We start from the raw sequence: 13462 nt of genomic DNA on the forward strand, positions 1-13462 counted from the left end.
AAGTAGGAACTACAGAGATTCGCAGGCACGTCGATGACGGGCCAGCACACAGAATTTCTTGACGACCATAGAGCATTGGAACCACCTGATCCCATCCCGAACTCAGAGTGAAACGATGCATCGCCGATGGTAGTGTGGGGTTTCCCCATGTGAGAGTAGGTCATCGTCAAGATTCAAACAAAAAAGCCCCTGTCTGCGCTGCAGACAGGGGCTTTTTCTTTTGGGGGGTTTAAACACCCCTAATGACTAGCTTCTGATAAGCGGTTGTCCCGCTGTGCGCTTTAGAACTGGTAGCTCACTGTGGCGCTCACATTACGCTCTTCGCCCATGTAGCAGTAATTCAAACTGGCGCACGAGGTGATGTATCGCTGATTGGTCAGGTTGTTGGCATTCAGACGAACATCCAAGCCCTTCAGACCCAGCTTACCCATGTCGTAGCCCAACGAGGCATCAACCAACGTGTAGGAAGGCACCTTGCGGCTGTTCTCTGCATCTGCCCAGCTATGCCCCACATACCTCACGCCGCCGCCCAACCTAAGCCCGTCGAGCGCGCCTTGCCGGAAGTTGTAGTCGGCCCACAGCGAGACCATTTGCTCCGGGGCTTGGGTAGGCGAATTGCCTTTGTTGTCTAGACCGCTGGATACAAGGCTAGGCATCGATTTCGAGTACTCGATGTCGGTGTAGGTATAGCCACCCAGCAGTTTCAAGTTATCAGTGACCTGCACATGCGCTTCCAACTCCAACCCTTGCGAGCGCACTTGACCGACAGGCCTGTAGAAGTCTTCATCCGGTTGCTTGGAGGCCAGGTTCTCCTGCTCGATACGGAACACAGAGGCGGTGTACAGGTTGTCGCTACCAGGTGGCTGATACTTGATACCGGCTTCCCACTGAGTGCCCTCGGTAGGAGCAAGCGGTTTTCCGTCTTGATCGGATACGGTATTCGGGTTGAAGGACTCGGAGTAGCTCACATACGGCGCCAGGCCATTCTCGAAGAGATAGAGCACCCCAGCGCGAGTCGTGAAGTTGGAACGCTTGTCACTGACCCTGGTATTGGTATCACGATTTTCCTCGGATACCTTGACCCAATCCTGGCGCAGGCCCAGTGAGAAGCGCCATTGATCCAGCTCCACCAGATCCTGCAGATAGACACCCGTCTGTTGCAACCGGCGTTGGTATCGGTTTTCACCGAGCACCTGCAGGTTGCCATTACCATACTGCGGGTTAGCCGCATCCAGCGGATCTACAGTGCCATAACGCCACGAAACATCGGCTTTGCGACGCTGGTAATCCGTGCCCAGCAGCAGGGTGTGCTTGGCAATGCCGGTGAAGAATTCAGCCTGGACCATGTTGTCGATGATGTAGGAGTGTAGCCGCTCATCACCCCCGGTGTAAGCTCGGTTGAGGACGGTACTGTCGGCATCTGCCCAACCTGCCGAGTACACCTGGTCCATCGATACGTCCGAGTCCTGGTAGCGGAAGTTCTGCCGCGCGGTAAATACATCGTTGAAGCGATGCTCGAACTGGTAACTGAACGACTGCTGGGTGCGCTCGTAATTGTCGATGCCCGGCTCCCCTTCGAAGAAGTGATCCGACAGGCGTACCCCATTACGCTTGCTCAGCATCCCGTCTGCAGGATTACCGCCGTGATACCCCCCGTTTGGATCACGCTGCAAGTAGGCCTGCAGGGTCAGCGATGTGTCTTCGCTGAAGTCGATGCTAAGCGACGGAGCGATGGCGTAACGTTCTTCCTTGTTGTGATCGAACTGAGTATCCGAAGCGTCTGCCAAACCGGTCAGGCGATAGGCAATACGCTTGTCTGCATCCAACGGGCCGCTGGTATCGAAGCCCAGCCCGCGCTGACCTTGGGTACCAACCGACGCTTGAACTTGATGGAAAGCGGTGAACACGGGCTTTTTGGTGGTCAGTGCGACCAATCCACCCGGTGAGCTACGGCCATAAAGGACCGAAGAAGGCCCTTTCAAGACATCGATCCGTTCCAGGAAATAGGGGTCGACCTGCATCGTGCTGTAGGTGCCGTTGTCCCCCATGGACTTGAGGCCGTCTACGTAGATGTTATCCACCGACCCGTCATTGAAACCTCGCATGGCCACGTAGTCATACCGGTGCGTCGCGCCATAGGGGCTGGTCATCACCCCTGGGGTATAGCGCATGGCCTGGGCGACGGTTTGAGAACCTTGGTCGTCGATCTGTTGCCGGGTTACCACCGAAACCGATTGGGATGTCTCTACCAGTGCCAAGCTGCTTTTAGTAGCGACCTGGCTGTGGGTGGCGTTATAACCCTCCATGCTCCCCAAGGCATTGCCCAGGGTGAAACCTCGAATGTCCGTATCGGGTAACGCCAGCGCAGCTTCCGCTGGCTGAGCCTGTACGATGAAGGTCCGGTTTCCTTGATCCAACGCCGTCAAGCCGCTTCCTGCCAACAGCACCCCTAACGCCTGCTCAGCCGAGTACTGTCCGTGAAGGCCTCTGGACTGCAAGCCTTGCGTGAGTGCCGGCGTACTGGAAAGCGTGATGCCCGCCTGACGAGCAAATTGATTGAGCACTTCATCCAGGGGCCCAGGCGCAATTGCATAAGTCGAGCTGACCAGTGAGGCATCAGCGGCGAGTGTGATGCCAGGCACCATGGCCAATCCAAGTGCCGTACCCAGCAAGGCAGCGCGGATGGCATTGCTTAGCAAATCTGAGTGCAAGACAGGTCGAAAATCATTCGCGCCAAAGGCGTACAGTTTTACCGGGTTGGTTGACATGAAAGGGTCCGTAAAATGTGCAGGAGATTCTTCTCACTGATCTAGCCGGATACGCGGCCAAAACCCGACACATTAGGAGCAGGCTTTGTTCACCAAAGTCTAGGCACGACCCAGCGCTTCCACGCGCACCCACCATCGCGTTAAATGACGGACTTGAACGGGAAGCGTGGTGGGCAGCAATTGCAGGAGATGTTCTGGATTCTGGAGGCGGAATACCCCGGACAAACGGAGCTCAGCAATGTCATCGCTGCAGGTGAGATAACCGCGGCGGTATCGGCTGATCTGCGTCAGGAAATCCCTGAGCAACATGTTCTTGCCCACGATGAGGCCTTCGGTCCAGGCCATCGCGTCCATCCCTGAAGGCGTCACCTGCTCGGCACCGCTGGCGGTGACGCGCCATTCTCCACCTGGCTCGAGCCATTGGATCAGGCCGGTGCTCTGGCTGCGAGTGAATATTCGCCCCTCACTGACGACCACCCGTAGGCAATCGTCTTCGATACGCCCCACGAAGCGCCCCCCGACGGTTTGCAATGCTGCGGTATTCGTGCGCAGAGTGACTGGAGGTTGTCCAGGAGCTGCCTGTCGACAGTCCAGCATGACCTCACCCCGCTTGAGGTCGATCGACAATTGCTGCCTGTTGAAGGCCACGTCCACGGCACTTCGGGTATTGAGTTGTAGCCGAGAGCCGTCGGGTAAGGTCACGTCTCTGCGCTCACCCGTGGCTGTCGCGTAGTCGGATGACCAGGCCTGTACCACACTCAAGTCCTTGCTCAGCCATGCTGCCGATCCGAACACGGCAACGGTGCCCAGCAGCTTCAACGCCTGTCGCCGCTCAAGGCGCCGATGACTGGCCTCCAGTGTCTGCAGCGCAACCCCCGCAGCGGGCACGTGGCGCAGGTCCAGGTCCTGTTCCAAATGCAGCACGCGTTGCCAGGCCAGCTCGTGGGTCGCAGCCTCTGAGCGCCACTGCGCAAGACGCTCGTTCAAAGCCGGATCCTCACCACTGTGGCGAAGTTTCAGCATCCACTGGATGGCTTGTCTGACCGTCTTGGCGTCGGGATGAGGGCTAGGCATAACCGGTATCATTACGCTTCGTAGCGCAGCAGGTAGCAGTGATAAAGCGCGTCAGCAATGTAGCGCTCCACCGTTCTCACCGATACGCCCATCTGCTGTGCAATTTCCTGATGCCGCAGGCCCTCGCATTGGGCTAGCAGGAAAGCAGTGCGAACCTTTGGCTTTAGGCCATCGAGCATCTTGGCAATGCGTTCAAGCAACTCCAGCAGCAGCTCGCGGGTCTCCACATCGGGCGTGTTAGCCTCCGGCACCAGCGCCAGCGCTTCCAGATAGGCTTTGTGCAGTTCCTCTCGACGCCAGTGGTCGATGATCAACCCGCGCGCCACCGTGCGCAGAAACGCCCTGGGCTGTTGTATCTGCAGATGCTCGCGGCGTTGCAACAGCCGCATGAAGGTATCCTGGGCCACGTCAGCAGCGTCGGCCGCATTGCCAAGCCTGTGGCGCAGCCATGTATGCAGCCAGCCATGATGAGCACTGTAGAGGTTTTGCACGAGATCGTTGCTAGGCATGAGACACAGCTATCAGGGCTTAAATGATAATTAGTCTCATTGTTTCGCCCGGCGCGAGATTTTGCAACCTACCTGTCGGTCCCCAAGCCATTCAGTGCGAGCGCTGGCTGTCCAAGTACCTTCGAATGGTCACGGCTGCGCTGTTGAGGTGCTGCTCCAATACCGCAATTGCATCGCTGACACGTTTGGCACTGGCGGCATCGACCAAGGCCGTGTGATCGTCTTGGGTGAGCTTGCCCAGGCCCATCGACGAAAGATGAAAGCGTAGAAACCGCTCCTCTTGCATCAATTCGTTATCGATCAGGCGCAGCAGTTTATGGTTCGCTGCCTTGCTATAAAGCACCATGTGAAGCTCACGATTAAGACGAGCGATCTCGGCATGTCGTGTTTCGTTTTCCAATTGCTGGATGCAACTGCGGGCCTTGGCGATGTCTTGCGCCGTCAGAAGCGGAATGGATTGACGCAACGCCTCGCTTTCGAGCAGAACACGCAAGTCGTAGGCATCTGCCGCATCCTCGCCTATCAGCGGCGCAACGACTGCGCCCTTGTGAAGCTCCACGTTCAACAGTGACTGCGCTTCCAGTTGACGCAGCGCCTCACGCACGGGCATACGGCTGACGCCATAAAGTGTCGCCAACTCCTGTTGCCTGATTGCCGTTCCGGGTGGCAAACGACCCTCGAGAATGGCACTGCGCACGCGTTCTTCAATAACGCCGCGGGCCAGATGTGGCAGCAACTGTTCACTGTTCAACACGCTGCTCAGTTTGATTTTGTTGCCCACGCAACGCCTGCCTTAAACGATTACCAAAGTTGGATCCAATGACACGGTTATAGCGGTATGACGTGTCAAATGCTGGCCTCTACTGGGGGCATGCCCCAGGGCGCGGCTATGGTGGATGAAGTTGCTCTGCAAAGGAAGTGACATGACCCGCGCGGCAAGCGTTGATCCGGCGTACTCCGACACAGAGGCCGATGATCGCGATGTGCCATTGTCTTTTGCGGTGTCAGGCCGCACCATCGCTTCTTTCGACTGGCCTGGACAGTGCTTGGCAGTGGCGATCACCCCGATGCTCAAAACCGTGCTGCACCGAGTTGCCCTGGCTGCGCTGCTGGGTGGCCTGCTGCTGGGCGGTTTGCATGCCGACTGGGATTTCGCCCAGATCAGTCGCCAGTCTCAAGCGCTGTACGGGCCATTGGGGGAGGGCAAAGCGCGAATCGATGCGTGGCAGAACCTCATGGCCACCCAGAAGCAGGGGACTGAGCTTGAGCGTCTGCAGGTGGTCAACCGGTTCTTTAACCAACAATTGCGCTACGTCGAGGATATCGATCTGTGGCACGAGGTCGATTACTGGGCAACACCGGTCCAAGCACTGATAAAAGGGGCTGGCGATTGCGAGGATTACGCTATCGCCAAGTACTTCAGCCTCAGGCGCATGGGCATCCCCAGCGAGAAACTGCGGATCACCTACGTCAAGGCCTTGCGACAGAACCGGGCACACATGGTACTGACCTATTATTCAACGCCCCAGACGCAGCCGTTGGTGCTCGACAGCCTGATGGACGCGATCAAGCCGGCCAGCCAGCGCCCCGACCTGTTGCCCGTCTATGCCTTCAACGGTGAAGGCCTATGGCTGACAGGCGCCGGTGGCAACAAGAAAGTCGGCGACACCAAGCGCTTGTCGCGCTGGCAGGACCTATTGAAAAAAATGCAGGCCGAAGGCTTCCCGGCCGAGCCGGTTTACTGAAGGAGCACAGATGTCACTGTTCAAACAATTGCTGTTGGCTATTTGCCTGTTCCTGGTAGTGGCGTTCACCGGCAGTTTCATGGTCAGCCTGGAGAGTTCGCGAAGCCAGTATGTCAACCAGCTCCGCTCGCATGCACAGGATGCAGCCACTGCGCTGGCCCTGTCGCTTACGCCCAATATCGATGACCCTGCCATGGTCGAGCTGATGGTGAGTTCGATCTTCGACAGTGGCTACTACGCCAGTATCAAAGTGGTGGACCTGGCTTCCAATACGGTGCTCGTCGAGCGCCATGCCGAACCAGACCCTGGGGGCATACCCCGTTGGTTCGTTCACCTGATCGGTCTGGAAGCTGCCGGTGGCGATGCGTTGGTCAGCCGTGGCTGGCAGCAGGCGGCACGCGTCGAGGTCATCAGTCACCCCATGTTCGCCATTGCCAAGCTCTGGCAAAGCGCGTTGGGCAGCCTGGGCTGGCTACTGCTCTGTGGTGCCGCCAGCGCCATTCTGGGGGCGTTGCTGCTGCGCCGGCAGCTCAAGCCGCTGGACTACATGGTCGAACAGTCCCATGCCATCGCCAGGCGTGAATTCCTGAGCCTGCCTGAACTGCCCCGCACACCCGAGCTCAGGCGCGTCGTCCAGGCCATGAACCAGATGGTCGAAAAGCTCAAGGCACTGTTCACCGAGCAGGCCGAGCGCAGCGAGCGGTTACGCGCCGAGTCCTATCAAGACACCTTGACCGGTCTGTCCAACCGTCGCTATTTCGAAATGCAGCTCAATGCTCGGGTCAGCAACCTTGAGGAAGCACGGGCAGGCTACCTGTTGTTACTTCGGGTTCAAGGCCTGGCGGGCCTCAACGCGCGTCTGGGTGGCCAACGCACGGATCAGTTGCTGCAAGCCGTCGGTGAGCAATTGCGCCGCGCCTGCGCAAGCTTCCCGGAAACCAACGACCTGATTTCCCGCAGCCGGGGTGGTGAATTCGCCGTGCTGGCACCTGGCATGGTGCATGAAGAAGCCATACAGCTGGCCCAGGCGCTTGAGGCTACGCTGCAGAGCCTGCATGAGACGGGGGCCACCGATATTCAACCGGTGGCCTGCATCGGCTTGGCCCCCTTCAGCCCGGGCGACGCGCCTCCAGCGTTGCTCAAACTGGCTGATGAGGCCCTGGCACGCGCGGAGAACCAGCCAACCCCGGGTTGGGTCTGCCTGGAGCAAGGCGTCGCTGCCGTGGCTGCCGACAGCCAGCACGACTGGCATGAGCGCCTCGACCAGGCCTTCAGCAACGGTCACTTCGAGCTGTTTTTCCAGCCGGTGGTCGATTGTGCAACCGCCCAGCAGGTGCTGCACCACAAGGTGATATCCCGCCTGAAGGATCGACAAGGCGAGGCGCTTCCAGCCGGTCGATTCCTTCCTTGGCTCGAGCGCTTTGGCTGGATGCCAAGGCTGGACCTTCTGGTGCTGCAGAAGGTGCTGGCGCACATGCGTGGCCACGACCAGGTGCTGGCGCTGAACCTTTCCGCCGCTACCTTGGCGGACGCCCAGGCGCTGCAACGCATTTTCGAACTGCTCAGCCAGAACGTCGCCCTCGGGCCGCGTCTGGTGTTCGAAATCGGTGAAGAGCAGCTACCTGACCAGCCGGCGTTGGAGAAATTGACTCGAAGGCTGCACAGCCTTGGCTTCGGCCTGGCACTGCAACGCTTTGGCGGACGTTTCAGCATGATCGGTAACCTGTCCCACCTTGGGTTGGCTTACCTGAAGATTGATGGCAGCTACATCCGTAACATCGACCATGAACAGCACAAACGCTTGTTCATCGAGGCGATCCAGCGTGCCGCGCACAGCATCGATCTGCCTCTGGTGGCCGAGCGCGTGGAAACCGAAGGTGAGCGCGCAGTGCTCTGCGAAATGGGTGTAGGAGGCATTCAGGGGCAGTTGGTGGGTGAGCCTGCCCCTTGGGCGCACGATAAGCGCTGACCTGCAGAAATGAGGGCCCGCACGCAAGGCCGTGCGGGCACACCCTCAGCGTTCGCGCAAGGCCTCGGAGCGGGCCTTCATGATGGGCTTGAGCAGGTAGCTCATGATGGTCTTCTTGCCGGTCATGATATCGACCGTTGCCACCATCCCGGGAATGATCAGCAGCGGCTTTTCATCGGTGCCCAGATGACTGCGATCGGTACGCAGCTTAATCAGGTAGTACGTGGTCTTCTTGTCTTCGTCGGTGATGGTATCGGCGCCGATCTGCTCAAGCTTGGCCTTGAGTCCCCCGTAGATGGTGTAGTCGTACGCGGTGAACTTGACCGTGGCTTCCTGGCCTGGGTGCAGGAAGGCAATGTCCTTCGGCAGGATCTTGGCCTCGATGACCAGCGTGTCGTCCAGCGGGACGACCTCGATGATGTCGCTGCCTGGCTGAATCACGCCGCCGATGGTGTTGACCAGCAACTGCTTGACGATACCCCGCACAGGCGAGGTCACCATGGTGCGGTGAACGCGGTCATCCAGCGCCTTGCTGGTAGCGGTCGCCTTGTTCAGTTCGGTCCGGGCTTCGTTCAGCTGGGTGAGTGCCTCGCTTCGGAACTTGCCGCGGGTCTCTTCGATCTTGCTCTGCACTTCTCGAACGGCCGCTTCGGCACGGGGGATGGCCAGCGACGTGGAGTCAAGCTGACCACGGTTCTCAACCTCGGCACGACGCAAGCGCAGCACCTCCACTTGGGAAATAGCACCCGTCGCGACCAAAGGCTCCGACATGCTGATTTCTTTACGCAGCAGCTCAAGGCTGTTGGCGTACTGCCCGCGCTTGGAGCTGTACTCGCGCAGTTCCTGCTGGCGCTGGACCAGTTGCTGTTGCAGTCCGCCAATTTCGTCCTGAAGCTGCTGGCGCCGACTCTGGTACAACGATTCTTCGCTGGCCGCTTGGCTAGGTGCGGCCTTGCGCAATTCTTCGTCGATCTCTAACGGCTTGCCGTCGACCTCTGCACTCAGGCGCTGAACCCGCAGGGCCATGGACAGCCGATCGGCTTCCGTTTCCCCCACGTTGGACGCGAAGCGGGTCTCATCCAGGCGCAGCAGAGGCTGCCCCACCTCGACGATCTCGCCTTCCTTGGCAAAGATTTCCGCCACGATGCCGCCTTCCAGGTTCTGGATTTTCTGCACCTTGGATGACGGGATGGCCTTGCCTTCACCACGCGTCACCTCATCAATAGGCGCAAAGCTGGCCCACACGATCAGGAACACGAAGAACAGGATGACGCCCCAGATCGTCAGGCGCACCACGCGCGGCGCGTCCTCGATAAGGGCCTTGTTGACCTCGGGCAGCGGCTGACCGCCCAACGAATCGCTGCCCTTGAAGTAACGCCGCAGGCCTTCCTTGAGTTGCCCGAAATCCAGCTTATGCGACACTGATCTGCCCCTTCTTCAACGCATCCATGACGGCCGCTTTCGGGCCATCGGCAACGATCTGCCCGCGATCGATCACGATCAGGCGGTCCACGAGTGACAGCAGCGATGCACGGTGAGTCACCAACAGTACCGTCTTGCTTTCCACCACGGCCTGCAAACGCTGCTTCAGGCGTTCTTCGCCGGTGTTGTCCATGGCGCTGGTGGGTTCGTCGAGCAGCAGGATCTGTGGGTTCAACAGCAATGCACGGCCCAGGGCCACGTTCTGCCGCTGCCCGCCGGATAGGTTCTGACCACGTTCGCCGACCTGCAGCTCGTAGCCGTCCGGGTGCAGTCGCGCGAACTCATGCACGCCTGCAAGCTCAGCCGCCTGCAAGATCATTTCGTCATCGATGTAGCGGGCCCCGCTGACCAGATTGTCCCGCAGCGTGCCCGCCAACAGCTGAATGTCCTGGGGCACATAACCAATGTTGTGGCGCAGTTCGCTGACGTCGATCTGGCGGATATCCACGCCGTCGACCAGCAATGAGCCGCCATCGGCCTCGTACAGGCCAACGATCAGCTTGGCCAGTGAACTCTTGCCCGACCCGCTGCGCCCGATGATCCCTACCTTCTCGCCAGGGCGGATGGTCAGGTTGATGTTCTTCAGCGCCATGTTCTGCTGGTTGGGGTAAGTGAAATCCACGCCGCGGAATTCCACGCTGCCCTGCAATACCCTACGGCTGAGCGGGCGCTCTTCGAAGTTGCGCTCTTGTGGCAGCTCCATCATGTGGTCGGTGGACACCATGGTCACCTTGGCTTGCTGGTAGCGAGCCAACAGGCCATTGAGCTGCCCCAAGGGCCCAAGGGCGCGGCCGCTGAGCATGTAGCACGCCACCAGGCCGCCCATGCTCAAGTTGCCGTCGATGATCAGGTACACACCCACGCAGATCATCGCCACCCCTGCCAACTGCTGAATGAGCAGAGTGATGTTCATGGCCAGGCTCGACAGTACCTTGACGCGCAATTCCAGCCGGCTGAGGGTACCGAGCGTCTGTTCCCACATGTACTGCCGCTCGCTCTCGGCGTTGTTGACCTTCACTGCGTCCAGCCCTGCCAGGGTCTCGATCAGGCTCGACTGGCGCTCCGAGGCCAGCGCCATGGTCCGCTCCATGGTCGCCATCAGCGGCCGCTGCAGTGCATAGCCGATGCCCAAGGCCAGTGGGAAGGCGATGATCGGGATCCACACCAAGTGTCCGCCAATGATCGCGATGACGATCAGGATCAGCACCGTGAACGGCAAGTCGATCAGGCTAGTCAGCGTCAACGACGCCAGGAAGTCACGAAGGCCTTGGAACTCGTGAATGTTCTGGGCAAAGCTGCCTACCCGGGCCGGTCGATACTTCATCGACATGCCCACGATACGTTCGAACAGTGTCGCCGAAATGATCAGGTCGGTCTTTTTCCCTGCAAGGTCCAGACATAATCCGCGCAGGCCCTTGAGGATCAGGTCGAAGATATAGGCGCCCGCGATACCGACCGCCAGCACCCAGAGGGTCGAGGTCGCCTGGTTGGGAACGACCCGGTCATACACGTTCATGACGAACAGTGGCGCGGCCAGGGCGATCAGGTTGATCACAAGGCTCGCGGCGATGGCATCGATGTACAGCCACTTGCTGCGCAGCAGCGTATCTCGGAACCAGGATTTGGCTCGGGGGATCAGGTTGCCATGGTTGACGTCGAATTTGTGCTGCGGCTGCGCGAAGAACACTCGCCCGCTGTAGTCATCCTGAAGCGTCTCACGGCTGACCTGAACTTCGCCGCCATCGCTTTCGCTCAGTAACAGCCGTGCAGTGTCTTCGTTTTCCCACCCGAGCAACACGGCACTGCGTCCGCCTTTTAGCAACAGGATCGCGGGCATGGCAATGCTTGGAATCTGCTCCAGCTTGCGCTGCAACAGACGGCCCTGCAGGCCGGCCCTGGCCGCCGCACGGGGCAGCAGCTCGGGGCTCAGGCGCTGTGCGGGTAAAGGCAGACCCGTGGTAAGCATGACCCGGCTGGCAGGTTTCTGGTGCAGTACACACAAGCTCAGCAGACTATCCAGCAAAGGATCGTCGTGCTGACTACGTGGGTCATGGTTGAGCTGGACTCGACTGACTTCTGATTCCACGCGGCGCTCTCTTCATCCTTGTGGTGGGTGGGGATGAGCTGGCCGCCGATCATTCGATGGCAGCAAACCCAGGCATTCAGTGGGGCAATGCATGTCGGCGCTCGGTAGGCATGCAGCGAGCGATGCAGTGTGTCGCCAATGGTCGCCTTGAATTAGGTGGTGAGTAAACAACTGTATCGGTCTCTTTACTACATGACGCTGATCAGCAGACAAACGTTTCATTTCTGAATCACGCTGCAATCCAGGCTTCAGGATGCTGGGATAGGCGCAGAGAAACGACATGTGTCAGGCCTGCCGTTACAGCCTAGCTCAATGTCATTTATCAGGCGCTGGTTTGCTGGCGTTGGTGCGACCCGTGTTAGGTAAAATTCATCCAGGTAAATCCACTTCCGTTGTCGACTCTGGCCGATAATCGCAGGCGCGTTATAAGGCCTGTTTAGACGATTAGCGCATTCGGTCGTCGTTCATTCTACGGTGAAGCAGCCTGAAAATTGGCAACATCAAGTGGCGTCTCGGGCATGTAATCGGCAAGGTTTATGCTTACGAGTCTTGGAAATGTGGCGTCAATAAACAAAATTGACCTTCTATTGACGCTGTTGGTCCTATTGAGCCCGACGAACGGTTGAAAGGCATGTGATTTATGGCTGCTGTCATCACCTGGGCCCGCGTGCTCCGTGCCATTGCGCTGTTTTAATGACGCAACGCATTTGCTGTTGATTGGCCCTTGGCTAAGGTAAAAATATCAATGTGACATTACCTTGGTGATTGTTTAGGATGGCCGATATAAGGTCAATAGTTTGGCATAAGTCTAATTACATTTCGTCATAGACGGAATATTGACGCAATCAAGCGTCAAGAGATCATCGACATAATTCCTGTTCAGGTGGCTGCGGATGCCGCTCTGGCACAGAAGTACCCCAGCGGGTCACACGGAGAGTCCAATGAGCAGCGTTGTAGCCATCGTCAAAAGTATTGTCGGCCAGGTTATCGCGGTATCCCCTGAAGGCATCCGGCGTGTGCTCATAGAAGGCGATCGACTTCTAGCGGGTGAGCAGGTCCTTACCGGCCCGGGTGGCGCGGTGACGCTGGAGTTGGCAGATGGCCGATTGCTCGACCTTGGTCGTGATACCCAGTGGAGCGCAGACGCGCCTGACAGCAGTACCGATTTGGGCCAGGCCGCTGCCCAGGCGGCGCCGTCTGTCGAAGAATTGCAACAGGCGATCGCCGCAGGCGCTGACCCGACCACCGATCTTGAAGCCACGGCTGCCGGTCCGACTGCTGCGGGCGGCGGTGCAGCAGGTGGCGGCCACAGTTTCGTCATGCTGGAAGAAACGGCCGGCAGCGTTGATCCCACGATAGGCTTCCCTACCGAAGGCCTTGGTTTTGCAGCGGCGGCCGCCCCCGTGGAAGTGGCTGGAACGCAAACCACCGCTGACAACCGAGTCACCGCGCCGACAACTGGCACTACGGTTGCCACCACCCTTGTGGTCGGGGCCACGCCATCGATCAGCGAAGCGGGTGGCGTCATTGTCTATACCGCTACGGTTGGCCAGGCACCGGGCAGCGACCTTGTCATCACGCTGGCCAACGGCTCTGTGATCGTCATTCCGGCCGGGCAGACCACTGGCAGTGTCAATGTCGTGATCCCGCCGAATGACACGCCCTACATTGATGGTGGGCAGATTTCTACAACGGTCACCGGTACCAGCGGGGGCAGTGGCATTACAGTAACCCCACCGCAAGGGCCGTTGGTTACTGAAATTACAGATACCATCGATGTCACCACTGCAACGTTGACCGCCACTCCTTCGGCCACCGAAGGCGGCGTC

The 13462-nt window shown here is 58.9% G+C and carries 9 protein-coding genes and 1 rRNA gene; 4 read left to right on the forward strand and 6 right to left on the reverse strand.

Annotated elements, in window-relative coordinates:
* Positions 1–57: 57 nt before the first annotated feature.
* A 5S ribosomal RNA gene (gene rrf, locus PFU01S_RS21125) occupies positions 58–172 on the forward strand.
* Between the two features lie 109 nt (positions 173–281).
* Here rrf and PFU01S_RS21130 read toward each other — a convergent pair.
* The 4 genes from PFU01S_RS21130 to PFU01S_RS21145 all read right to left on the reverse strand — a co-directional run bounded on the left by PFU01S_RS21130 (position 282) and on the right by PFU01S_RS21145 (position 5132).
* On the reverse strand, positions 282–2768 hold the full coding sequence (locus tag PFU01S_RS21130; RefSeq protein WP_028687924.1) for a TonB-dependent siderophore receptor: 2487 nt from the start codon (positions 2766–2768) through the stop codon (positions 282–284).
* Positions 2769–2867: 99 nt separating this feature from the next.
* Positions 2868–3842, reverse strand: coding sequence for a FecR domain-containing protein (locus PFU01S_RS21135; protein ID WP_028687925.1), 975 nt, complete (start codon positions 3840–3842; stop codon positions 2868–2870).
* An 11-nt stretch (positions 3843–3853) separates the two neighbouring features.
* On the reverse strand, positions 3854–4351 hold the full coding sequence (locus PFU01S_RS21140) for a sigma-70 family RNA polymerase sigma factor (protein WP_027915754.1): 498 nt from the start codon (positions 4349–4351) through the stop codon (positions 3854–3856).
* Between the two features lie 91 nt (positions 4352–4442).
* Positions 4443–5132: a GntR family transcriptional regulator gene (locus tag PFU01S_RS21145; protein ID WP_027915753.1), complete on the reverse strand. Its 690-nt coding sequence runs from the start codon at positions 5130–5132 to the stop codon at positions 4443–4445.
* 202 nt (positions 5133–5334) lie between these two features.
* On the opposite strand from PFU01S_RS21145, the gene lapG reads away from it, so the two are divergent.
* A complete protein-coding gene (gene lapG, locus PFU01S_RS21150) occupies positions 5335–6096 on the forward strand; it encodes a cysteine protease LapG (protein WP_028687926.1) in 762 nt (253 codons plus the stop codon).
* A 10-nt stretch (positions 6097–6106) separates the two neighbouring features.
* The gene (gene lapD, locus PFU01S_RS21155) at positions 6107–8065 is read left to right on the forward strand and encodes a cyclic di-GMP receptor LapD (RefSeq protein ID WP_028687927.1); all 1959 of its coding nucleotides are present in this window, start codon (positions 6107–6109) and stop codon (positions 8063–8065) included.
* A gap of 45 nt (positions 8066–8110) precedes the next feature.
* Here the strand turns inward: lapD and PFU01S_RS21160 are convergent, their stop codons facing one another.
* Both PFU01S_RS21160 and PFU01S_RS21165 read right to left on the reverse strand, forming a co-directional pair.
* The gene (locus PFU01S_RS21160; protein ID WP_023535148.1) at positions 8111–9487 is read right to left on the reverse strand and encodes an HlyD family type I secretion periplasmic adaptor subunit; all 1377 of its coding nucleotides are present in this window, start codon (positions 9485–9487) and stop codon (positions 8111–8113) included.
* Positions 9477–11633 (reverse strand): type I secretion system permease/ATPase, encoded by a 2157-nt coding sequence (locus tag PFU01S_RS21165; RefSeq protein WP_028687928.1) that lies wholly within the window; start codon positions 11631–11633, stop codon positions 9477–9479. The genes PFU01S_RS21160 and PFU01S_RS21165 overlap by 11 nt, the downstream gene beginning before the upstream one ends.
* A 941-nt stretch (positions 11634–12574) precedes the next feature.
* On the opposite strand from PFU01S_RS21165, the gene PFU01S_RS21170 reads away from it, so the two are divergent.
* On the forward strand, positions 12575–13462 hold an 888-nt coding region (locus tag PFU01S_RS21170; RefSeq protein ID WP_042139911.1), incomplete at its 3' end, for a retention module-containing protein.

The organism is Pseudomonas fulva NBRC 16637 = DSM 17717, from assembly GCF_000730565.1.
GTDB lineage: Bacteria > Pseudomonadota > Gammaproteobacteria > Pseudomonadales > Pseudomonadaceae > Aquipseudomonas > Aquipseudomonas fulva.

Excerpts from the sequence above, each read along its gene's own strand:
- PFU01S_RS21130 (WP_028687924.1), bottom strand. The coding sequence starts at position 2,768 with ATGTCAACCAACCCGGTAAAACTGTACGCCTTTGGCGCGAATGATTTT.
- PFU01S_RS21135 (WP_028687925.1), bottom strand. The coding sequence starts at position 3,842 with ATGCCTAGCCCTCATCCCGACGCCAAGACGGTCAGACAAGCCATCCAG.
- lapD (WP_028687927.1), top strand. The coding sequence starts at position 6,107 with ATGTCACTGTTCAAACAATTGCTGTTGGCTATTTGCCTGTTCCTGGTA.
- PFU01S_RS21140 (WP_027915754.1), bottom strand. The coding sequence starts at position 4,351 with ATGCCTAGCAACGATCTCGTGCAAAACCTCTACAGTGCTCATCATGGC.